Here is a 22,431-nt window from a genome sequence, read left to right on the forward strand (position 1 = left end):
ATCGCCCGCCGCTGACCACCCGCGTCGGAGGCAACGAGTCGCGTCGGAGGACGCGGATTGGTTGCCTCCGACCGGATTCGTTGCCTCCGACTGCGGCACGACTCGTCCTCGACAGCGGCATCGCGACGTCGTCCATTCCCAAGCCGGGCGCCGGGCGAGGTGCGGAGCGGGGAGGGGCGGCAGACTCGCGGGATGCAGAGCCTGCCGACCACGCCGCACGGCCTCATCCGATTCGACGACGTTCGCACGATCGGTCGCGAGGCGGAGCTCGCCAGAGCGCTCGCGGCCGGCGAGGTCACGCGCATTCGCCGGGGGGTCTACGCGCGGGTCGCGGGCGAAGCCGCGGCAGGGTCGGCGGGCGAGCGCGACGCGCAGCGCTACCTGACCGCGGTGCTCGCGGCCGGGGAGACGATGCGGCATCCGGTCTTCACCGGCTTCTCGGCGCTCGCACTCGCCGGAATTCCGATCTTCGGCAGGTGGCCCGCCGACATCTCGGTGATGTCCACCGATGCGCATGGGCACAGGCGCGCCGGGGTCATCTCTGTGGCCGGCAGCTACGCGCCGACGCGCGCGACCGAGGGCGGACACCTCGTGACATCCCTCGAGTTCTCGCTCATCCAGCTCTGCCGCCAGGCGACCCTGGCAGCAGCACTCACGGCGACGGATGCCGCGTTGCGCGTGCGGCGCTTCAGGCCGGGACGCCCCCGCACGACCATTGCGGCGATTCGAGCCGAGCATCAGCGGTTGTTGCCGTACCGCGGCAGCAGACGAACCGAGGCGGTGCTCGCGCGTGCGACCGACAGCTCCGACACGCCGCTCGAGACGGTGGGGCGACTCGTCATGGAAGAGCTCGGATTCGAGGAGCCGGAACTCCAACACGAGCTGTGGCTTCCCGAACTCGCGAAACGGGCGTTCCTCGACTTCTACTGGCCGAGCGTCGATGCGGGCGGTGAGGCCGATGGGCAGGGCAAGTACCTCGGGTCGGCCCGGGCGTCGGCGACGGCCGCAGCGGTGGTCATCGCCGAGAAGGAACGCGAGAACGCCGTTCGGCGTCAGGTTCGGGCGTTCGACCGGTGGGACTGGTCGGAGACCCTGCGTCGAACACCGCTCGAGCGGCGGCTGGTTGCGATGGGCGTCCCGCAGACCCGGCGCCGGTCGACTCTCGTCGGCTCGCCGGAGGAGCCGGCCTCGATCACCCCGATCTCGCGTCGGCGGCCCGGCGCTTCACGCCCGGAGCGAGCGTGAGGTCGGAGGCAACGAGTCCCGTCGGAGGCAACGGATTCGGTACCTCCGACACGACTCGTTGCCTCCGGCGCACGAGCGGCGCGGCGCGCAACTGCACGAGCAGGGCCGGCGGGCGGGCGGGCCGGCGGGAGGGTGCGCGGCACGCTACCGCGCGAACGGCCCGCGCAGCGCCGCCCACTGCAGCAGCATGATCGTCTTCGCGTCGACGATGTCGCGGCCGATGCGGTCGAGGGCGTCGTCGAAGCCGAGTTCGAGCACCTCGATGTCCTCGCCCTCGTCGGCGAGGCCGCCCGCACCCGAGCGGGTTCCGCCGCCGTAGGGAGCCGCGAAGAAGTGCAGCTTCTCGGTGACCGAACCCGGACTCATGTACACGTCGAAGACGTGCTCGACGGCGCCGACGGTGTGCCCGGTCTCCTCCTCGGCTTCGCGGCGGATCGCCGTCTCGGGGTCGTCCTCGTCGAGCAGCCCCGCGGCCGTCTCGATGAGCATGCCGTCGACGTGGTCGTTGACGTAGGCCGGGAAGCGGAACTGACGGGTCAGCAGCACCGTGCGCTCGACGGCGTCGTAGAGCAGGATGCAGGCGCCGTCGCCCCGATCGTAGGTCTCGCGCTCCTCGGTCGTCCACCGGCCGTCGCGGTGCCGGAAGTCGAAGGTCGTCGCCCGCGTCACGTACCAGTTCGAGGTGAGCACGCGCACCTCGCGAACCCGCACGCGCGGGTTCGTCGCGAGATCGCGGCCGACCTGGTCGAGGCCCGTGCGGCCGCGCCGATCGGGCACGTCGACGCCCGGCTGCGACGCCCGCTCGCCGTCGGAGCCCGTGACCGAACCCGATCCCGTGCCGACTTCGGCCGCAGACATCCGCTCGCCCTCGGAGCCCGTGACCGAACCCGATCCCGTGCCGACGTCGGCCGCAGACATCCGCTCGCCCTCGCTCAGCGGAAGTTCACGAACTGCAGCGCCACCTCGAGGTCTTTGCCCTTCAGCAGCGCCATCGTGGCCTGCAGGTCGTCGCGGCTCTTCGACGAGACGCGCACCTCGTCGCCCTGCGTCTGGCTCTTGACGCTCTTCGGCGCCTCGTCGCGGATGATCTTGTTGATCTTCTTCGCGTTCTCGGAGTCGATGCCGGCCTTCATCGAGGTCTCGATGCGGAACTCCTTGCCCGACGCGAACGGCTCGCCGGCGTCGAGCGAGCGCAGCGAGATGCCGCGCTTGATGAGCTTCGCCTCGTAGACCTCGAGGATCGCCTTCGCGCGCTCTTCGCTGTTGGCCTTGATCAGCACCTTCTCGCCGGACTGCTCGATCGACGCGCCGACGTTCTTGAAGTCGTAGCGCTGCGCGACCTCTTTCTGCGCCTGGTGGAGGGCGTTGTCGGCCTCCATCTGGTCGACCTTGGAAACGATGTCGAACGTTGCATCTGCCATTCCGCCAGTGTAACGACGAGCGGATGCCGCGAGCAGGGTGTCGTGCGCTGCGCCGCGGTGCTCGGGGCGATCAGGCCGGCGGGCGGGCCGTCGAGGAGCGCACCCGCAACTCGTAGGGCAGGGGAGTGGCGGCGGGCGTCGCGGCATCCGTCGTGCTCGGCTCGAGCTCGTCCATCAGGATCTCGACCGCCATCTCGCCCTGCACGCGGGGGAACTGCGCGACGGTCGTGAGCCCGAAGAAGTCGGAGAGGTCGTGGTCGTCGATGCCGACGATCGAGACGTCGCGCGGCACGACGAGGCCGAGGTCGCGTGCGGCGAGCATCGAGCCGATCGCCATCTCGTCGGATGCCGCGTAGATCGCCGTCGGTCGGTCGTGCGGTGCGCCGAGCAGCTGCTTGGCGGCGTGGTACCCGCCGCGGATCGTGAAGTCGGCGGGAGCGAAGAGTCGAGGGTCGACCTCGATGGCGGCGTCGCGCAGGGCGCCTTCGTAGCCGATGCGACGGTTCGTCGGCAGGTGGAAGTCCATGTCGAACTCGAGGTGTCCGCCGATGTGGGCGATGCGGGTGTGGCCGAGGCCGATGAGGTGCTCGGTCGCGAGCCGGGCGACCGCGACGTCGTCGATCGTGAGGGTGCGCACCCCCGGGATCGGTCCGCCGACGCCGACGAGCGGCTTGCCGAGTTCGTGCAGGCGGGCGACCTCGGGCTCGGTGAGTTCGAGCGAGACCGCGATGACCGCGTCGACGCGTCGGCGCAGGAGGAAGTGCTCGAAGACGCTCGCGCGCTCCTGCCCGTCGCCCGAGAGGTTGTAGAGCGTGAGGTCGTAGCCGCTGCGGAGCAACGACTGCTGCGCGCCTTCGAGCACGGAGGAGAAGAACCAGCGGTTGAGGAAGGGGATGACCACGCCGATGTTGCGCGTGCGCCCCGAGGCCAGGCTCGAGGCGTTGGAGGAGACGACGTAGCCGAGCCGGGCGGCGGCCTCTTCGACCTTCGCCTTCGAGGTGGGCGACACGTGCCCGCGGCCGCTGAGTGCGCGCGAGACCGTCGCGGTGGACACCCCCGCGAGTCTCGCGACCTCTTCGATCCCGGCCATGGCTCCTCATTCCCGGCCTCGCCGAGTCGTTCCCGGCCTCGCCGAGTCAGGGGAATCCTATCGCCCGGTCTGCGACGCCCCGCGTGGCGGATTGTCTGGACAGATCGGGTGCGGTAGAAATGCGTGGCGGGGCCGGGTCGGGGGCGGCGGCTTGCCCCAGTCGCCGTCTTGAAGGGAAAGCACCCGTGAAGTGGCTCAAGGGCATCGCCGTGGCGTTGGTCGTGATCTTCGCCTTGTTCTACATGATCAGTCGACCTGAGGACGCCGCGAACGTCGTGCAGGGCGCCTTCGGCGCGGTCGTATCGGCATCCGAGGCAGTGGGCAGGTTCTTCACCTCCCTCGCCACATGACGCCATGAGCGTGTTCGGCTTCGACCCGCGCGTCGAGCGGCATCTCATCGCCGACGAGGGCGAGGTGATCGTCGACGAGGTGCGCAAGCACTGGGCCGCGATCGTCGGCGCGATGCTCGAGATGCTCGCGGCGATCCCGGCGCTGCTGCTCCTGGCGTGGGTGCCCTCGCAGCTGTACTGGTTGCCGTTGTTCCTCGCCCTCTTCCTCGCCGTGCACGGGCTGTGGCGCATCCTGCAGGCCCGCATGGACCGCTTCGTGATCACCAACATGCGGGTGTTCCGCGTGCACGGGATCCTCTCGCAGCGCATCGCCACGATGCCGATCTCGCGGATCCTCGACATCTCGGTGCACATGCCGATCATCGGCCGCATCTTCGGCTACGGCCACTTCGTGTTCGAGTCGGCGGCGCAAGACCAGGGGCTCCGCGAGATCCGCTTCGTCGGGTCGCCCGATCAGCGCGGGGCCACGATCCAGCGGGTCATCCAGCGCTCCGGCCTGCGCGGGCCCGCGCGACCTGTGCGCCGCGACGACGAGTACGACCGCAGCCGCACGCCCAGGTACGACCCCGCCCCGCGACCCGATCTCTACGACACGAGGCCGCAGCGAGACCAGAACGACACCGCCGAGATGCCGTGGTGGCGCGCGTCGAACTGACGTGGCCGAGTGGGATGCAACCGGCATCGCGCGGAATGCGGTGCGGCGGGCTCGCCGCCGATTTCACGCACCGGCCCTCGGCGGGTATTCTTGACAGGCCCCCGGTCGTGTGCAGAACGTGGTCGGGTGCAATGGCGAGTTACCCAAGCGGCCAAAGGGATCTGACTGTAAATCAGACTGCTCAGCATTCGGGGGTTCGAATCCCTCACTCGCCACCAGAGAAGCCCCGGTCAGCCGGGGCTTTCGTGGTTTCGGGCGCGGTCTTCGACGTCAGCAGCTGTGCTCGGTTCTCCTCGCTCGGCGCGGCGCGGTCGCACTAGTTTGAACGCATGAGTGAACACGAGTCGTCGACCGGTGACCACGAAGCGGCGCGTGCCCATGGCGCGAGGGATGCCGCGGCATCCGCTGCCCTGCTCGAGCTCGCTCGCCGCATCGCGCTGCAAGCGGCGGAGTTCGCGCTCGACGCGCGGCGCGGCGGGGTCAGCGTGGCCGCCACGAAGTCGTCGCCCGTCGACATCGTGACCGCGGTCGACCGGGACACCGAGGCGCTCATCCGCCGGCTCATCCTCGAGGCGAGGCCCGACGACGGCATCGTCGGCGAAGAGGACGACGCCCTCGTCGGTACGAGCGGCGTGAACTGGGTGGTCGACCCGATCGACGGCACCGTGAACTTCCTCTACGGCATTCCGGCCTGGGCGATCAGCATCGCGGTCGTCGAGGGCTCGGCCGACCCCGCAGCCTGGACCGCGATCGCCGGAGTCGTCGTCAACCCGAGCACGGGGGAGGTGTTCGAGGCCGCGGCCGGCGGCGGCGCGCGACTCGACGGGCGAAAGATCCGAGCGAATGCGGATGTCTCGCTCGCGCAGGCCCTCGTCGGCACCGGGTTCTCGTACTCGGCCGAGGGGCGACGCGCGCAGGCCGAGGTGCTCGTGACGCTGCTGCCGAAGGCGCGAGACGTCCGTCGCATCGGTTCCGCCGCGCTCGATCTCTGCGCGGTCGCCGCCGGTCGCCTCGACGCGTACTACGAGAGCGGGCTGCACCCGTGGGATCACGCGGCCGGAGCCCTGATCGCCCGAGAAGCCGGGGCCAGGGTCGGCGGCCCTGCCGGCGGTCCGGCAACCGTCGAGCTCGTGGTCGCTGCGGCGCCCTCGCTCTCCGACGAGCTCACCGAAGCACTGCGCGCCGCCGGAGTGGATGCCTGACCCGGGAGCGGCGCGCCGGTGCGCGGCGCACTGGTGCCGCGGCCGGCTTCGGCGGGTGACTCCCGTTCTCTTACGTAATCATGCGGATGTCGCGCGGGCCTGCCGCGCCGGCACCTGAGAATCTCCGGTTCGTATGGCATGCACAGCTGAGACCGGGGTAGTCTTCTTTATCAAGCTGTTATCTCGGCGTGATGTCGGGATGTCCACCTCCCCCCATCCTTGTTCGCTCCACGACGCCGAGAGTTCCCCCACACGTGCTCGAGTCCCCTCTCGTGCCCGACGGTTCATCGCCAGGCACCCAGGTCCCTTCGCGGCCTGAGCGACCCCTGACCCGTCGTGAGCTTCGTGAACGCGAGGCGGCAGCCGCGGTGCAGGCGGCGGCTCCCGCGGCCCCGGCAGCGCCGGTGACGACAGCGCCGGTGTCGACGGATGCCTCGTGGCAACCGCGTCTCGCGCCTGCGGCCGCACCCGCTGCCCTGTCCGACCAGGCGCTCCTTCGCCCCCGTCGTTCGGCGGCCAGCACCGCTCCCGCCCTCGCCGCTGGCGCACCTCGCATCCCGACCTCACCGGCCGAGCCGGTCGACCGCCCCGTCGGCAGGAACTCGGCCTTCGCTGTTTCCCGACCCGCGCCGGCGCCCGAGGTCGCCGTCGACGCGCTCTTCGCCGGGCTCGCCACCGACGCACCCGAGACGGAGTCGTCCGGCGACGCACCTCGTCGAGAGCGCGCCTCCGAAGCGCTGCGCGCCTCGCGCGCCGAGCGCAAGGCGGCGAAGTCCGTCGAGGGCACGACCGACACTCCTCGGAATTCGTTCCCTGCTGAGCCGGTGCGCGAGGCCGAAGCGGTGGTCGACGATTTCGCCGCCTTGATCGCGGCATCGGCCGGAGCCGCGCCCGTCGCCCCAGCGGTCGCGCAAGCGGGTGCCGTCGCACCGCCCGCGGTGCGGGTCGCTGCAGACTCGACGCCGGCCGCTCCCGCGGCGGAGGCGCCGACCGAGCGGCCGAGGCGCGCGGCCAGCACCGTGCCCCGGCGAAACCCGGCACGCACACCCGCCGCGGCGACTGCCCCGAGCGGTCCCGTCGGGCCCGCCGCCAAGAGCCGGGTGACGCGATCGAGCCGCATCGCTCGTGTGTCCAGCGGATTCGCGGCGATGGGCTTCGCCGCACTGCTCGCGGTCGCGACATCCGTGCCGGCGCTCTCGCTGCTCTCGCCCGCCGACGTGCAGGCCATGGCCCTCACCGGCGATGCGCTCGGCAGCGAACCCGGTCAGCAGGTCGAGATCACCGGCGGCACGCTCGCCCAGACGGTCGAGCGCGAGGCCTACGCCACGCAGACGATCGACGAGTACGCGCGTGCGGCCGGCATCCGGGCGGAGGCGACGTTCACGAACAACCCGGCGGGCACCGTCCAGTGGCCGTTCGCGGTCGGCGTGCACATCGGCGACCAGTTCGGCTACCGCGACTGCGCCGGCTGCTCGAGCGACCACGGTGGTCAGGACTTCAACCCCGGGCTGGGCGCCGAGATCCAGTCGATCGCCGACGGCACGGTGGCGAACTCGACCGACTCGGGCGGATCCCTCGGCGTCGTCATGATGATCGACCACGTCATCGACGGCGAACGCATCACGAGTGTCTACGCGCACATGGAGTACGGCTCGCGCCGCTTCGAGACCGGCGACACGGTGCGGGTCGGCGACGTCATCGGGCAGACGGGCGACACCGGCATGTCGACGGGCCCGCACCTGCACTTCGAGATCCGCCTCGGCGGCATGGGCGGCACCAAGGTCGACCCGCTCGTCTGGCTGTACGAGAACACGAACTGACCTGCGGCCGCGGTGTTGCGTTCGGCGGTTCGGTTCCTCGCCATCCCAGCCACATCGTCGGCACCTGTGGCTTGGCGCGAGTTGCAGGGGATTCCCGAGCTTGCCCCCTCTGAGCCGGCCATAGCCGCGATTCCCCTGCACGGGAGGGCCTGAGCTTATCCACAGGCAGCGGAGGTGAACCTGCCGCACGCGCGAGACTCTCGCTTTGACCTCAGTCCACGCCTCCGTGGTTCACCCGCCGCCGGCAGCTGCAGCGGCAGCGGCAGCGGCTACAGCGGTGCGAGCGCGCGGCGGCGTGGTTCCGGTGCGGGTGCTCGACGAGCTGGGAGTGACGAAGTCAGCCAGAGTCGCTGCGATCGGCGCCGGAGCGCTGATGAGCGTCCGGCAGGGCTGGTACAGCGTGCCCGATGCGCCGCCTGACGTCGTGAGCGCGGTGCGTGTCGGCGGTGCGCTGACTGCGGCATCCGTCGCGAGGCTGCACGGCCTCTGGCTCCTCGGCGATGCGCGACTGCACGTTCGGGTTCCAGGCAGTGCATCCCGACTGCGGTCGCCCGACGATCGAAGCGTTCCCCTCGCACCCTCGCACAGCGTCTGCGTGCACTACCGCGAGCGGCCAGGAGGTGCGGGAGACCTGCCGGCGCGCGACGGCCTGCCGCGTGCCCTCGCAGAGATGTTCAGTTGCGCCGGGCCGTTGCCGGCGATGATCGCGGTCGACTCGGCACTGAACTCGGGCGAGCTCGGGGCGGCGGGGAGAGCCGAGCTGCGCACACTCGTCGGAGGAGCGCACCGACGGCTCGTCGACGCCGCGGACGCCGGGTGCGACTCGGGGCTCGAGACCATCGCCCGGATGCTGCTGGTCTCGAGACGGGTGCGTCATCGCACGCAGGCGTGGATCGCAGGGGTCGGACGCGTCGACCTGCTGATCGGCGATCGGCTCGTCGTCGAGCTCGACGGTGCGGGATTCCACATCGATCGTCCCGACTTCGAGAAGGATCGCCGCAGAGGCCTCGAGCTCGCACGGCAGGGGTATCTGCTCGTGCGGCTCACCTATCGGATGGTCGTCAACGACGGGGAGACGACCCGCGCCACGCTGCTCGCGCTCATCGCACGCGGCGATCACCGGTGGGGTGTGCGAGCGCAGCATCACGTGCGGTGAGTGAGCGTGCGGTGAGCGAGGCTCCGTCGCCGGCCATGGACGGTGGAGTGAGGCGTCAGGATTGCAGGGGATTCCGGCTCGTAGGCCTCCCAGAAGGGCCAACAAAGGGAATCCCCTGCAGCGTGCGAGTCCCGGGTAGGGCGCGCGCTGCCCGAGCGCGGTGGGGCAGTGCGCGCGCAGCCCGCACCGCGCGCCGGCGCGCAGCGCGACCGAGCGCGGCCTACGCCGTGAGCCAGGCCGTGGTGTCGGCGGGCAGCACGCGCGCGTCGAGCGGCTCGCTCGACAGCAGCACCTCACCGTCGGGCAGCTCGACCGGCTCGCTGCCGGTGTTGGCGACCACGACGAGATCGCCGTTCCGGAACGCCACGACCGAGTCGGGGAAGCCGGGCAGCCATTCGAGGGTGCCGGCGCCGAGGTCGCGCGCGCGCCGTAGGGCGAGGGCATCACGGTAGAGCGACAGCGTCGACGTCGGGTCGCCGAGCTGGCGATCGCGCGCGAGCGACGCCCACTGTGCGGGTTGCGGCAGCCACGAGGCATCCGACGGCCCGAAGCCGTAGGAGGGAGCGGCGGATTCCCAGGGCAGGGGCACGCGGCATCCATCGCGCCCGTACCGCTCGCCCGCCGTGCGGAACCAGGTCGGGTCTTGACGGGCATCGTCGGGCAGGTCGATGACCTCGGGCAGGCCGAGCTCTTCACCCTGGTAGAGGTAGACCGAACCGGGCAGCGCGAGCATGAGCGCGGTCGCGGCACGGGCGCGGCGCAGGCCGGGCGCGTACTCGGGCAGGCCCTTCGAGCGGGGGCCGAGGCCGTGGCCCTGCGGGTTCGGCTCGGTGACCGACAGGCGGGTCGCGTGACGAACCACGTCGTGGTTCGAGAGCACCCAGGTCGACGGGGCGCCGACGGCGGAGAACGCGTCGAGCGAGTCGTCGATCACGCGGCGCAGCGCGTCGGCGTTCCACGGCGTCTCGAGGTAGGCGAAGTTGAACGCCTGGTGCATCTCGTCGGGGCGCACCCACTTCGCGACACGGGGCAGGGGGTCGACCCACGCCTCGGCGGCGAGGATGCGGTCGCCGGGGTACTCGTCGAGCAGCGCCCGCCAATCGCGGTAGATCTCGTGCACGCCGTCTTGGCCCCAGTAGGGCGCGCTGTCGCCGGGCTCGGCTGAGATCTGGGGTTCGAGGGGCACTCCGGATGCCGCGGGCGCGCCGCCGCCCATGCTGCCGCCCTCGGCCGGGGGCGTGTAGTCGGGCAGGCCCTCGGCCTTGATCATGCCGTGGGCGACATCGACGCGGAACCCGTCGACACCGCGGTCGAGCCAGAAGCGGAGGATGCGGCGGAACTCCTCGCGGACCTCTTCGTTGGTCCAGTCGAAGTCGGGCTGCGAGCTGTCGAAGAGGTGCAGGTACCACTGTCCGGGGGTGCCGTCGGCTTCGAGCACCCGCGACCAGGCGGGGCCGCCGAAGATGGACTCCCAGTTGTTCGGAGCCTCGCCGCCGTCGGCGCCGCGGCCGTCGCGGAAGAGGTAGCGGGCGCGCTCGGGGCTGCCCGGTGCGGCCGCGAGGGCGGCCTGGAACCACTCGTGCGCGTCTGAGGAGTGGTTCGGCACGAGGTCGACGATGACGCGGATGCCGCGGCCATGCGCTTCGGCGACCATCGCGTCGAAGTCGGTGAGCGTGCCGAAGAGCGGGTCGACGTCGCAGTAGTCGGCGACGTCGTAGCCTGCATCGCGCTGCGGCGAGGTGTAGAAGGGGGAGAGCCAGATCGCATCGATGCCGAGCTCCTGCAGCGCGCCGAGCCGCGAAGTGATGCCGGCGAGGTCGCCCATGCCGTCGCCGTTCGCGTCGGCGAACGACCGGGGGTAGATCTGGTAGATCGCGGCAGTGCGCCACCATTCGGAAGTCATGACCGAAACTGTACGACATCCCCACGACGGAGTGGAAACGCTTGCAGACCCAAAACGTCACATGTTGGTTACAAACCGGTATCAATGCACGCGTGAACATTTGGTAAAGCACGTCGCGCAAGGTATACCTGTAATCGCTTGCATAACGCGAGCATTCCAACGGAAGAACGGCCTTTCGGGCACGGTGCCCGTTTCGCACGCGGAACGGGATACCCATCCACCAGCGAAGGCGCCGATCTCACGCACACTGAGAAGGGCACACCAATGAGGGTGAACACGAAGAGCCTCCTCGCCGCCGGGGCCGTCGCAGTCATCGCGACGCTCGGCCTCGCGAGCTGCTCCGGCGGCGACAGCGGCTCCGACGGCGAGGCCTCGTCGAGCGGAACGCTGACGGTCTGGGTCGACGCCGAGCGGGTCGACGCGCTGCAGGCTGCGGCCGACGCGTACTCCGAGGAGAAGGGCGTCAAGGTCGAGCTCGTCGGCAAGGACAACGCCGACATCAAGGACGACTTCATCCAGCAGGTGCCGACCGGCAAGGGCCCCGACATCACCATGGGTGCGCACGACTGGCTGGGCGAGCTCTCGACGAACGGCGTCGTCGCCCCGCTCGAGCTCGGCGACTCCGCTGCCGACTACCTCCCGGTCGCCGTCGACGCGTCGAAGTACGAGGGCACCACCTACATGCTCCCCTACGCGGTCGAGAACATCGCCGTGCTCCGCAACGCCGACCTGGTTCCCGAAGCCGCGACGGGCTTCGACGACATGATCGCCAAGGGCCAGGCCGCAGGCCTCGCGCAGCCGTTCGTCGTCGAGCAGGGCGCAGAGGGCAACCCGTACCACCTGTACCCCTTCCAGACCGCATTCGGCGCTCCCGTCTTCGGCAGCACCGACGCGGGCTACGACCCCTCCGACCTGCAGCTCGGCAACGCCGGCGGCGACCAGTTCGCCACGTGGCTCGGCAGCCAGGGCAAGAACGGCACGGGCGTCTTCAACACCGACATCGACGGTGACATCGCCAAGCAGTCCTTCCTCGACGGCACGGCGGCCTTCTGGCTGACCGGCCCGTGGAACGTGGGCGCCGCGACCGAGGCCGGCATCAACGTCGCCATCGACACCGTGCCGAGCCCGACCGCCGAACCCGCGTCGCCCTTCGCCGGCGTCAAGGGCTTCTTCGTCTCGTCGGAGTCGAAGAACAAGGTCGCCGCGAACGACTTCCTCGTCAACTACATCGGCACCGAAGACGTGCAGCTCGAGCTCTTCAAGGCCGGCAACGTGCTTCCCGCGCTGACGGCAGCCGCTGAGGCCGCGTCGAGCGACCCGATCGTCGCCGGCTTCGCCGCCGTCGGCGCCGAGGCCGTGCCGATGCCCGCGATCCCCGCCATGGGTGCCGTGTGGCAGTACTGGGGCATCGCCGAGGCCGACATCATCAACGGTGCCGACCCGGTCGCCACGTGGCAGAAGCTGGCCGCCGACGTGCAGGCTGCGATCAACAAGTAACGATCGAGACGCTCCGGGTCGGATGCCGCTGAGGCATCCGGCCCGGAGCACTCACGTTCGACGAGAAGAGCGAGCAGGATGAGCACCACGATCGACGACGAGGTCACCCCGGCGACCGAGCCGAAGCCGACCAAACGGCAACGGCGCGCCGCGAACATCGCCGACGCGGCATCCGGGGGGCTGAAGGTTCTGCTGCTGAAGCTGCTGATGCTCGGCCTCGTCGACGCGATCGCGATCTACGCGGTCATCATCCTCGCGAGCGCAGGGCAATGGCTCGTCGCGGCGATCGTCGGCGTCGTGGCCGTCGTCGTGAACTGGATCTACTTCTCCCGGCGCAAGCTCCCCGCGAAGTACCTCGCACCCGGCGTGATCTTCCTCGTCGTGTTCCAGGTCTTCGTGCTCATCTACACGGGCTACATCGCCTTCACGAACTACGGTACCGGCCACAACGGCTCGCAGGAGCAGGCGGTCTCGTCGCTCATGGCCTCCTCGCTCCAGCGCGTCGAAGACTCGCCCACCTACCCCGTCACCGTCGTCGACCAGGGCGGCACGCTCGGCCTGCTCGTGACCGACCCCGACGGCGAAGCGCTGCTCGGCACCGACGAACAGCCGCTCGCCCCGGTCGACGCCGACGTCGAGGGCGACCGCGCCGTCGCCGTCGACGGCTGGACGACCCTGCAGTTCGCCGACGTGATCGCGCGCACCGACGAGATCACCGCCCTCGCCGTGCCGTTCTCCGACGACCCGAACGACGGGGCGCTGCGCACCCCCGACGGCTCGAGCGCCTATCTCTACCTCTCGAACCTCGAGTACGACGAGGCCGCCGGCACGATGACGAACCTCGACACCGGCACCGTCTACTCCGACATCGGCACGGGCGCCTTCACCTCCGACAGCGGCGAGGAGCTGCTGCCGGGCTGGCAGATCGTCGTCGGCTTCGACAACTTCGTGCGCGCCGTCACCGATGAGCGCCTCGCCGGTCCGCTCCTCTACGTCACCCTCTGGACCTTCGCGTTCGCGCTCATCTCGGTCGCGTCGACGTTCTTCCTCGGGCTCTTCCTCGCGATCGTCTTCAACGACATGCGCATGAAGGGACGCAAGTACTACCGCGTGCTCATGATCCTCCCGTACGCGATCCCGTCGTTCCTGTCGGCGCTGATCTGGGCCGGCATGATGAACGAGAGCTTCGGCTTCATCAACCAGGTGCTGTTCGGCGGGGCATCCATACCGTGGCTGACCGACCCGGTGCTCGCCAAGTTCTCGGTGCTCCTCGTGAATCTCTGGCTCGGCTTCCCGTACATGTTCCTCGTCTGCACGGGTGCGCTGCAGTCGATCCCCGAAGAGCTGCAGGAGGCCGCGACGGTCGACGGGGCGAAACCGTGGGCGGTGTTCCGCCTCATCAAGCTGCCGTTGCTGCTCGTCAGCGTGGCACCGCTGCTGATCGCGTCGTTCGCGTTCAACTTCAACAACTTCAACGTCATCTACATGCTCACCGACGGCGGGCCGAGGGACTCGAACGCGCCGATCCCCGTCGGCTTCACCGACATCCTGATCTCGATGGTCTACAAGGTGGCGTTCACCGGGCAGACGCGCGACTACGGTCTCGCGAGCGCGTACTCGATCATCATCTTCATCATCGTGGCCGTCATCTCGGTCATCGCCTTCCGCCGCACCAAGTCGCTTGAGGAGCTGAACTGATGGCCGCTCAGCAGCCCGTTCCCGGAACCCAGACCGGCCTCGCCGTAGGTGAGGTGGAGGATTTCGCGGATGCTTCGACGCGCGCGAGCGTCTCGCTCACGAACCCGGCCGACCGGGCTCCACTGCCGCGCAAGCCGTTCAAGTTCGGGCGCTGGTTCCGTGCCACCGGCTGGCGTCACGTCGTCGGCGTGGTGATGGTGATCTTCTCGCTCTTCCCGATCGTCTTCGTGATCTCGTCGTCGCTGAACCCGCAGGGCACCCTCACGGGCTCGAACGCGCTCTTCTCGAAGATCGGGCTCGACAGCTATGTGCGCATCCTCACCGACCCGAACGTGCCGTTCCTGACCTGGTTCGGCAACACGCTCATGATCGCCGGCATCACGGCCGTGCTGACGGTGTTCCTCGGAGCGCTCGCCGCGTATTCCTTCTCGCGCATGCGCTTCACCGGGCGCCGCTTCGGTCTCATCGCGATCGTCGTCGTGCAGATGTTCCCGCAGCTGCTCGCCGTCGTCGCGATCTTCCTGCTGATGAGCGCGATCGGCGACTGGTTCCCCGCGATCGGGCTGAACACGCACATCGGCCTCATCATGGTGTACCTCGGCGGCGCGCTGGGCGTGAACACCTACCTCATGTACGGCTTCTTCAACACGGTGCCCGCGTCGATCGACGAGGCGGCCAAGATCGACGGCGCCGGCCACGCGCGCATCTTCTTCACGATCATCCTGCGGCTCGTCGCGCCGATCCTCGCCGTGGTGGCCCTGCTGTCGTTCATCGCCTCGGTGAACGAGTTCGTCGTGGCATCCGTGCTGCTCATCGACACCGACAAGCAGACGCTCGCCGTCGGCCTCACGAAGCTCGTCTCCAACCCGCGCTACGCGGACTGGAGCGCCTTCTCGGCCGGCGCCGTCATCGCCGCCCTGCCGGTCGTCGCCCTGTTCCTCTTCCTGCAGAAGTACATCGTCGGCGGCCTCACCGCCGGCGCCGTGAAGTAAGCGAACGGATGCCGCGGGCAGCGGCGAGTTCTCCTGCGTGTCACACGCGGGTGGAAAGGTGATGGAATGCCAGAACCGCTGACGCCGCACCACGACGGATCCCCGCTGCACGTCTCGAGCCAGGCGCCCGGGCTCGGCGAGACGGTGCAGGTGCGCCTGCGGGTGCCCGAGTCGTTCGGGCCGCTCTCGTGGGTGGGCACCAGATCGAACCCGAACCGCGAGCCGCGGTTCGACGAGGCATCCCTCGTCGCGACCGTCGACGGCTGGCAGTGGTGGCAGGCCGCCGTCGAGGTCGAGAATCCCGTGCACGGCTACCGCTGGCTGCTCATCGGCGACGACGGCCGCCAGCACTGGCTGAACCAGCTCGGCCTGTCGTCGGTCGAGACCCGCGATCACGACGACTTCAAGCTCGTCGCGCACGAGCCCGCACCCGAGTGGGCGCCCGCGAGCGTCATGTACCAGATCTTCCCCGACCGGTTCGCGAGGTCGACAGCGGCCATCGGAGCCGGCGCGGCCACCCGCCCCGCGCCCGACTGGGCCATGCCGGCCGAATGGAACGATCCGGTCGACCCCGTGCCGCCGGGCCGTTCGGCACAGTACTACGGCGGCGACCTCGACGGGGTGCGCGAGCATCTCGACCACCTCGAGTCCCTCGGCATCGACCTGCTCTACCTGACGCCGGTGTTCCCCGCCCGATCGAACCACCGCTACGACGCGTCGACGTTCGACCTCGTCGACCCGCTGCTCGGCGGCGACGACGCCCTCGTGCGGCTCGTCGAGGCGGCGCACGCCCGCGGCATCCGGGTCATCGGCGATCTCACTTCCAACCACTCGGGCGACGCGCACGAGTGGTTTCGTGCAGCGCAGGCCGAGCCGTCGGCGCCCGAGCGCGACTTCTACTTCTTCAAGAGCGAGGCCGAGGGCGGCGGGTACGAGTCGTGGCTCGGGGTGCCGAGCCTGCCGAAGTTCGACTGGAGCTCGGCCGAACTGCGCCGGCGCTTCATCGCGGGCCCCGATTCGGTCGTCGCCCGCTTTCTCGCACCGCCGTTCGACCTCGACGGCTGGCGCATCGACGTCGCCAACATGACCGGTCGTCTCGGCTCGGCCGACCTCAACGCAGAGGTGCGACAGACGATCCGTCGCACGATGCTCGAGACGAAGCCCGACTCGATCCTGCTCGGCGAGTCGACGAACGATGCCGCAGGTGACTTCCAGGGCGACGCGTGGCACGGCGCGATGACGTACACGCCGTTCACCCGCCCGCTGTGGAGCTGGCTGCAGGAGCCCGGCAGCCCGGCCGGCGGCGGCATCGGCTTCGCGCTTGCCCGGGTGCCGACGTTCACGGGCGGCGACTTCCACGCCGCGCACACGACGTTCGCCGCCGGGTTCCCGTGGAGCACCCGGCTCGCGACCATGAACGCGCTCGACACCCACGACACCCCGCGATTCGCGACGCACGCGCGGCCCGGCACGCTGCCCGCCGCCCTCGGGCTCGCGGTGACGCTGCCCGGCATTCCCGTCGTCTGGGCGGGCGACGAGTTCGGCCTCACCGGCGAAGACGGCGAGGCGTCGCGCACGCCCATGCCGTGGGGGAGTGAGGCCTCGCCCGAGGTCGCCCCGGTGCTCGAGACGTATCGCGCACTGCTCCGGCTGCGCCGCGAGCACCCCGTGCTCGCGACCGGCGGCATCCGCTGGCTCGCGGTCGGTGACGAGGCGGTCGCGTTCGTGCGGGAGTCGGCCGCGGAGTCGGTGCTCGTGTTCGCCTCGCGGTCGGCGGCGCGCCTCGAATTCGATGCGGCGGCGCTGCCGGCGGTGGATGCCGCGGGGTCGCTCTTCGGCGCGGCCCGGCTCGCGGCATCCGCTGGTCGAATCACCCTCGAATCGGATGCCGCCGGCTTCGCCGCGTGGAGTCTGCCGGGCGCATCGGCTCCGGCGTGGCAGGGTGACTCGGCAGTGACTCGGCATGAATGACGTGTGCCCGACGACGCCGAACCATCGCATGTCGTATCGGTTCGGCGGCACGGCCCGGAGGTGATATCCTCGTACGGTTGCCGATTGCGGCAGCACGCCCCGATAGCTCAGTGGTAGAGCACTTCCATGGTAAGGAAGGGGTCGTCAGTTCAATCCTGACTCGGGGCTCTGGTTCTCTTCGGTTCTGCCGTCGAGGCCTACCCGGCGGGGTAGCTCAGGTGGTTAGAGCACACGGCTCATAATCGTGGTGTCGCGGGTTCGAGTCCCGCCCTCGCTACAACAGCAGATCCTGTTCAAACTGACCTGAGAGAGAAGTGATTCCCTCTCGATATCAAGATCCTCGGCGAATGCGCCGGGGATCTTCTTGTTTTTCCGTACAGCCTCGGTGATACCGACTCGACCTGGATTGATTCGTCACCGTCCTCAACCCAACTCGCGCCGCCGACGCCTACACTTGGCCTACCGCGTGCAGGAGCACAGCGGGAGATTCTTGAAGTGGGGCGCACGACTTGAATGGCCACTATTCGCGGGGCTTCCTGTCAACGAAGCTCCTCATTTCGATGACCGGCGGCTCGCGCGACATATGTTGAATCTTGAACGATGGCGAGTCGAGCGTGATGCGGGGCCGGACAACTGCGAACGGTGGAGGGGGCCGAGCGAATGACAACTCCGCCAGCTGCCCTCTCGATTGGAGGTGTACTCGGAGACTACGATCCCTATAACAAGGCGTGGCTCTCCACCATCCGAGAAGTGAGCATGCGCACTACGCCTATTGCAGAGCTGGTGGAAAGCCCGTTGGCACTCAACGTCGTCTTCCACGTGGATGGCAAGCTGGCAGCCAACGAGTTTACGGGTGTGCGGACTGGACATTTCAGCAAGAAGGACTCGCATCTGATGGTGCAGGCAGCTGTCCCATCCGGGCCGGTTGAGAATCGTCAGGCCGTGCTCTTGAGTCTGCTCCGTGACGCGGTTGCTGAGGCGGAGACCTTCGCCAAGAAGCGCGGGATTGCCGAGTCGCTCGACGAGATTCGAGCCATCATCAACCAGGTGGCCGCTGAGTGATGAGGCTGAACCTCGCCGATGAGGAGTGTCTGGTCAGCACGCCGTCCGACTTCCGCTCGACCGCGTCCGTCAACCATCTTTCCGAGGCGGCTTCATGAACTCCTCGCGCGCTCATTGAATGGCGTCTGAAGACTCCGCGAGACCCCCCGAAAGTGGGTGGTGACTTGGTCGAGACCCTGAGTTGGGCCGCGATAGCGTGATCGGCGGTCGACCCGATCAAGGAGAGCGATGAGCGACGCCCCCATGCCGCCTGCCGGATGGTATCCCGACCCTGACAATGCGACGGCGCAGCGGTACTGGGACGGTGCAGCCTGGACGGAACATCGGGCCAGCATCCTGCCCGCTGCTAAGCCCGCGTTCGGCGCAGCGGTTCTCGGCCATATACGCGGCTGGTTTGGTCGGCTCACGCCGCTCGGGTGGATCGCCTTCGTCGCGCTCGCGCTGCTCACTGTCATGGCGTTCGGGAGCAGTGGATTCGGCAGCGGGCTGATCATGCTCGGCCTGATCGCGTTGATCACCGGCGTGTACTCTCTCGCGACTCGGCGCCCGTCGTGGGCGGGGATCGCAAGTCGGAAGATCGCTGCGGGCGTCCTCGTCGGCGGTTTGCTCACAACGTTCATTGGAGGTGCCGCATCCAGCGCAACAAACCCGCGCGACGCGTCGTCGGCCGTAGCAGAGACGACCGAGCCCTCGGAGGAACCGACCTTCAAGACAACGCCTTCCCCCAGCCCGACCGCTGACGTCGAGCCAGACGCCCCAGAGAGCGTGATCGCGGCTGAAGATGGCCCGGCCGTCAAGATCGCCAACGGTTCTGCAACCCAAACGACGGCACTCGCCCTCCTCGACACCCTTCCCGTGAAGGGCCGGGCCCCGAAGACCGGCTACGAGCGCGAAGCGAAGTTCGGCACGGCTTGGCTCGACGTTGATCGGAACGGTTGCGACACCCGGAACGACATCCTCGCCCGCGACCTCGAGCCTGAGGTGAAGTCGGGGCCGTGCAAGGTGACATCGGGAACGATGCTCGACCCCTACACCGGCAAGACGATCGACTTCGTGCGCGGCAACACGACATCGCTCGCAGTGCAGATCGATCACGTCGTCTCACTCATGAATGCATGGGAGACCGGCGCACAGAAACTGACTCAAGCGCAGCGGATCAGCCTCGCAAACGACCCGATCAACCTCTTCGCTGTCGGTGGTCCCACCAACAGCCAGAAGGGCGCTGGCGACGCGGCGACCTGGCTCCCGCCGAAGAAGGACTTCCGCTGCACGTATGCCGCCCACCAGGTCTCCGTGAAGGCCACCTACGGGTTGTGGGTCACCCAGCCGGAACACGACGCCCTCACCCGGATCCTCAGCGGATGTCCTGACGAGCCTGCAGTCACATCTGCGTTTACCCCCGCGGCGCAGCCGGCTCCGGCTCCCGCTCCGGCCCCTGCATCGGAGCCGGCCCCTGCACCCGCACCGGCCCCTGCACCCGCACCGGCCCCTGCACCCGCACCGGCCCCTGCACCCGCACCCGCACCGGCCCCGGCCCCTGCGCCCGCACCGGCCCCTGCGCCCGCGCCAGCGCCGGAACCAGCGCCCGCACCCGCCCCTGCTCCGGTCTACTACGAGAACTGCGACGCGGTTCGCGCTGCCGGGGCCGCGCCGATCTACGCCGGCGACCCTGGGTACTCCCGCAAGCTCGACCGTGATGGAGACGGCATCGCCTGCGAATAGGCATTGATCGCTCCGAGGAGGCAAGCCGCCGATGCCGGGGCGTCGGGCCGGCGACGACCGGCGACGGTCGAGCCTGGTGGCATCGCACCCGCGGAGACGAGACTTGCAGTTTGGGTCCACCTCGACGACGTCAACAGCGCGATCCGTTTCCGCCACCGCGATGACATCTGATGATGGTGCTGCTCTATCGCTTCGAGACGGTGAGTACGCCGAGGCGGCCCAAGCCGCGCATCTCAACCCCTTCGCCGCCTTGCAGCGAAACGGCGTCTCCATATTCGAGCTCGACGCCGGAGCATGTCACGGGCCTGAGGAGATTGACCAACACAACTTGCTGGTTGGCTTCGGCCTGGATCCACTTCGCGTCGACGAACCTCACGTCCTGAAGAGTGATCGAGTGATCGACGCGCCTCGCCATGGCGTTGAGATCTCGGATGGCTGATCTGACGCCCACGACTTCAACGCTCGCCTCTCCCTCGAACGCAACGACTTCGTATTGAGAAACGCGGCGCTCTACTCCGTCGATCGACAGATTCAGCCCGTCAACGTCCAGTGGCATCAGGAGGCGGCTCACCCCCGGATAGCTCGAGAAGGGGCCGTTCTGCGAAATGGTCGCAACGCTTATCCGCCAGAGCTCTTCTCCGGCTTCGTCTTCCTCTGCGGCAATGACCTCGGTGACGCCGAGACCGTTCTTCCAGGGCTGAACATTGCGCGCGGACGCGGGTATGCGCTTCAAGCGACACGCTCGCCATGACGCCAAGCGGCCGCCGTCTGGCGCACGCCGAGTCGATAGGCAACGTGAGCTGCCGCAGCCTTCTCCAAAGTCATGCCCATCGGCAATACCGCGGAGGCGTCAGAGAACGGCATAGACGTATTGTACGAGCTTCCTGTGTTGCAGTTCGGTAGCGATCGCAACCGTGACGTCGGCTCTCGCGTTGAGATGTCACAAGCTCTCCGAAATGTTCGTGGGATGGGACGTCAACACGATGTTGATGCGCGGGTGGTGAGACTTCCTCGCGAGCCGCAGAGGCCTATGCGGCGTTGTGCATATTCTCGCTGATCGCCGCCCACGCCGCGTTGACTTCGAGCTCGTGCTGGCCGCAACGTTCAATCAACCGTGGCCTTCTGCTGTTGATCCCTGCAACAGACTGTTGTAAGGTTCGATTCATCGCCGTCAGCTCCAGGGCGATCGAAGACATTCGTACAGAACGGAATAAGGAAGATGACGATGCGGTACATTCCCGAGCCCTTCAAGATCAAGATGATCGAGCCCATCCGGATCACGACGAAGGAGGAGCGGCGCCAGGCTGTCGAGGCATCCGGCTACAACAACTTCGGTCTGCGATCCGACGACGTCTACATCGACCTCCTGACGGACTCGGGAACCAGCGCGCTCAGCGACCAGCAGTGGGCCGGCATGATCCTCGGTGATGAGGCGTACTCGGGCGGGCGCAGCTACTACCGACTGCTCGAGGTCGCCACCGGAATCTTCGGCTACGACTACATTCAGCCCGTGCACCAGGGGCGTGCGGCCGAGAAGGTTCTGTTCCCGCTGATCGTGACCCCAGGTCAGTACGTGGTGTCGAACACCTTCTTCGACACCACTCGCGGGCACACCATGATCGCTGGTGGCACCCCGATCGACCTCGTGTGCGAGGAGGGCAAGGACCCGGCGACCTACGCCGACTTCAAGGGCAACATGGACGTGCCCGCACTCGAGGCGTTCATCGCCGAGCACGGTGCACCCAACATCGGCGCAATCGTGATGACCATCACGAACAACTCCGTTGGTGGCCAGCCCGTTTCGGTCGCGAACCTGCGTGAGGTCTCACGCATCGGGCGTGAGCACGGCATCCTGGTCATCATCGACGCGGCCCGCTATGCGGAGAACGCCTACTTCGTGAAGCAGCGCGAGCCCGAGTTCGCCGACGCTTCGATTCGGGAGATCACCCGCGAGATCTTCGCACTCGGTGACGTGTTCACCATGAGTGCCAAGAAGGACGCGATTGTCAGCATGGGTGGTTTGATCGCGGTCCGCGACCAGACGACGCATGCCGATCTGATCGCCGGCATCAAGGGCCTGGTCGTGCCGAACGAGGGCTTCATCACCTACGGTGGGCTGTCCGGACGTGACCTGGAGGCTCTGGCGACCGGGCTCGAAGAGGGCCTGAACGAGGATTACCTGCGCTACCGGATCGGGCAGCACCAGTACCTGGCCTCGCGGCTGGACGAGTACGGCATCGGATACCAGAACCCGGTCGGCGGGCACGGCGTGTACATCGATGCCGCAGCCCTCCTGCCGCACATCCCGTGGTACCAGTTCCCTGGTCACGCACTCGCTGTCGAGCTGTATCTGGAAGCCGGAATCCGTTCCTGCGAGATCGGTTCGTACCTCCTGGATCCCGATCCGATCACGGGGGAGCAGCCGCGGGCGACGTCTGAATTCACGCGCCTCGCAGTGCCGCGCCGTGTCTACACCCAGGGGCACCTCGACGTCGTCGCCGAGGCGCTCCGAGCGATCAAGGAGCGCGCGCACACCGTGCCGGGCTACGAGATCGTCGAGCAGGGCAAGGTTTTGCGGCACTTCACCGCGAAGCTGCGTCCTGTGCAGCACGAGGCGTAAGCCGAAGTGGATCACAACGAAGTGGAC

Annotated in this window: 19 protein-coding genes and 3 tRNA genes; 16 read left to right on the top strand and 6 right to left on the bottom strand. The window is 68.5% G+C overall.

What is annotated here, in order from left to right:
- The first annotated feature begins 192 nt into the window (after positions 1 to 192).
- Positions 193 to 1,245 carry a type IV toxin-antitoxin system AbiEi family antitoxin domain-containing protein gene (locus DCE93_RS01625; RefSeq protein WP_108594355.1) on the top strand — a complete coding sequence of 351 codons (1,053 nt, stop codon included), beginning with the start codon at positions 193 to 195 and terminating at the stop codon, positions 1,243 to 1,245.
- 144 nt (positions 1,246 to 1,389) lie between these two features.
- Here the strand turns inward: DCE93_RS01625 and DCE93_RS01630 are convergent, their stop codons facing one another.
- The 3 genes from DCE93_RS01630 to DCE93_RS01640 all read right to left on the bottom strand — a co-directional run bounded on the left by DCE93_RS01630 (position 1,390) and on the right by DCE93_RS01640 (position 3,756).
- A complete protein-coding gene (locus DCE93_RS01630; RefSeq protein WP_244284211.1) occupies positions 1,390 to 2,163 on the bottom strand; it encodes an NUDIX domain-containing protein in 774 nt (257 codons plus the stop codon).
- Positions 2,164 to 2,177: 14 nt separating this feature from the next.
- The gene (locus tag DCE93_RS01635) at positions 2,178 to 2,666 is read right to left on the bottom strand and encodes a YajQ family cyclic di-GMP-binding protein (RefSeq protein WP_108594356.1); all 489 of its coding nucleotides are present in this window, start codon (positions 2,664 to 2,666) and stop codon (positions 2,178 to 2,180) included.
- Positions 2,667 to 2,736: 70 nt separating this feature from the next.
- The gene (locus tag DCE93_RS01640) at positions 2,737 to 3,756 is read right to left on the bottom strand and encodes a LacI family DNA-binding transcriptional regulator (protein WP_108594357.1); all 1,020 of its coding nucleotides are present in this window, start codon (positions 3,754 to 3,756) and stop codon (positions 2,737 to 2,739) included.
- 185 nt (positions 3,757 to 3,941) lie between these two features.
- On the opposite strand from DCE93_RS01640, the gene DCE93_RS14515 reads away from it, so the two are divergent.
- From DCE93_RS14515 to DCE93_RS01665, 6 genes are all read left to right on the top strand, one after another.
- Complete coding sequence (locus tag DCE93_RS14515; protein WP_022891221.1) at positions 3,942 to 4,106, top strand: hypothetical protein; 165 nt, start codon at positions 3,942 to 3,944, stop codon at positions 4,104 to 4,106.
- A 4-nt stretch (positions 4,107 to 4,110) separates the two neighbouring features.
- The gene (locus tag DCE93_RS01645; protein WP_108594358.1) at positions 4,111 to 4,761 is read left to right on the top strand and encodes a PH domain-containing protein; all 651 of its coding nucleotides are present in this window, start codon (positions 4,111 to 4,113) and stop codon (positions 4,759 to 4,761) included.
- A 133-nt stretch (positions 4,762 to 4,894) separates the two neighbouring features.
- A tRNA-Tyr gene (locus tag DCE93_RS01650) sits at positions 4,895 to 4,979 on the top strand.
- 111 nt (positions 4,980 to 5,090) lie between these two features.
- Complete coding sequence (locus DCE93_RS01655) at positions 5,091 to 5,963, top strand: inositol monophosphatase family protein (RefSeq protein WP_108594359.1); 873 nt, start codon at positions 5,091 to 5,093, stop codon at positions 5,961 to 5,963.
- Positions 5,964 to 6,367: 404 nt separating this feature from the next.
- Complete coding sequence (locus DCE93_RS01660) at positions 6,368 to 7,783, top strand: M23 family metallopeptidase (protein WP_146184911.1); 1,416 nt, start codon at positions 6,368 to 6,370, stop codon at positions 7,781 to 7,783.
- A gap of 328 nt (positions 7,784 to 8,111) precedes the next feature.
- On the top strand, positions 8,112 to 8,939 hold the full coding sequence (locus DCE93_RS01665) for an endonuclease domain-containing protein (RefSeq protein ID WP_146184912.1): 828 nt from the start codon (positions 8,112 to 8,114) through the stop codon (positions 8,937 to 8,939).
- 220 nt (positions 8,940 to 9,159) lie between these two features.
- On the opposite strand, the gene DCE93_RS01670 is transcribed toward DCE93_RS01665, so the two are convergent.
- Entirely contained in the window at positions 9,160 to 10,842 is a 1,683-nt protein-coding gene (locus DCE93_RS01670; RefSeq protein ID WP_108594362.1) for a glycoside hydrolase family 13 protein, read from the bottom strand.
- Between the two features lie 264 nt (positions 10,843 to 11,106).
- Here DCE93_RS01670 and DCE93_RS01675 point away from each other — a divergent pair, with 264 nt between their 5' ends.
- From DCE93_RS01675 to DCE93_RS01710, 8 genes are all read left to right on the top strand, one after another.
- Positions 11,107 to 12,339: a sugar ABC transporter substrate-binding protein gene (locus DCE93_RS01675; protein WP_108594363.1), complete on the top strand. Its 1,233-nt coding sequence runs from the start codon at positions 11,107 to 11,109 to the stop codon at positions 12,337 to 12,339.
- Between the two features lie 78 nt (positions 12,340 to 12,417).
- On the top strand, positions 12,418 to 14,037 hold the full coding sequence (locus tag DCE93_RS01680) for an ABC transporter permease subunit (protein WP_108594364.1): 1,620 nt from the start codon (positions 12,418 to 12,420) through the stop codon (positions 14,035 to 14,037).
- Positions 14,037 to 15,029 carry a sugar ABC transporter permease gene (locus DCE93_RS01685; RefSeq protein WP_108594365.1) on the top strand — a complete coding sequence of 331 codons (993 nt, stop codon included), beginning with the start codon at positions 14,037 to 14,039 and terminating at the stop codon, positions 15,027 to 15,029. Before DCE93_RS01680 ends, DCE93_RS01685 begins: the two co-directional genes overlap by 1 nt.
- 66 nt (positions 15,030 to 15,095) lie before the next feature.
- Positions 15,096 to 17,000 (top strand): glycoside hydrolase family 13 protein, encoded by a 1,905-nt coding sequence (locus DCE93_RS01690; protein WP_108594366.1) that lies wholly within the window; start codon positions 15,096 to 15,098, stop codon positions 16,998 to 17,000.
- A 96-nt stretch (positions 17,001 to 17,096) separates the two neighbouring features.
- A tRNA-Thr gene (locus DCE93_RS01695) sits at positions 17,097 to 17,168 on the top strand.
- Positions 17,169 to 17,203: 35 nt separating this feature from the next.
- Positions 17,204 to 17,277 (top strand) — tRNA-Met (locus tag DCE93_RS01700).
- A gap of 479 nt (positions 17,278 to 17,756) precedes the next feature.
- Positions 17,757 to 18,062 (top strand): hypothetical protein, encoded by a 306-nt coding sequence (locus DCE93_RS01705; RefSeq protein WP_146184913.1) that lies wholly within the window; start codon positions 17,757 to 17,759, stop codon positions 18,060 to 18,062.
- Between the two features lie 228 nt (positions 18,063 to 18,290).
- A complete protein-coding gene (locus tag DCE93_RS01710; protein WP_168186153.1) occupies positions 18,291 to 19,784 on the top strand; it encodes an excalibur calcium-binding domain-containing protein in 1,494 nt (497 codons plus the stop codon).
- A gap of 184 nt (positions 19,785 to 19,968) precedes the next feature.
- On the opposite strand, the gene DCE93_RS01715 is transcribed toward DCE93_RS01710, so the two are convergent.
- On the bottom strand, positions 19,969 to 20,517 hold the full coding sequence (locus DCE93_RS01715; protein ID WP_168186154.1) for a HutD/Ves family protein: 549 nt from the start codon (positions 20,515 to 20,517) through the stop codon (positions 19,969 to 19,971).
- Positions 20,514 to 20,648, bottom strand: a complete 135-nt coding sequence (locus DCE93_RS14860) for a hypothetical protein (protein ID WP_276329508.1) — start codon at positions 20,646 to 20,648, stop codon at positions 20,514 to 20,516. Before DCE93_RS14860 ends, DCE93_RS01715 begins: the two co-directional genes overlap by 4 nt.
- A 361-nt stretch (positions 20,649 to 21,009) precedes the next feature.
- Here DCE93_RS14860 and DCE93_RS01720 point away from each other — a divergent pair, with 361 nt between their 5' ends.
- The gene (locus DCE93_RS01720) at positions 21,010 to 22,404 is read left to right on the top strand and encodes a tryptophanase (RefSeq protein ID WP_108596516.1); all 1,395 of its coding nucleotides are present in this window, start codon (positions 21,010 to 21,012) and stop codon (positions 22,402 to 22,404) included.
- Positions 22,405 to 22,431: the final 27 nt, after the last annotated feature.

Source organism: Agromyces badenianii (genome assembly GCF_003070885.1).
GTDB classification, from domain to species: Bacteria; Actinomycetota; Actinomycetes; order Actinomycetales; family Microbacteriaceae; genus Agromyces; species Agromyces badenianii.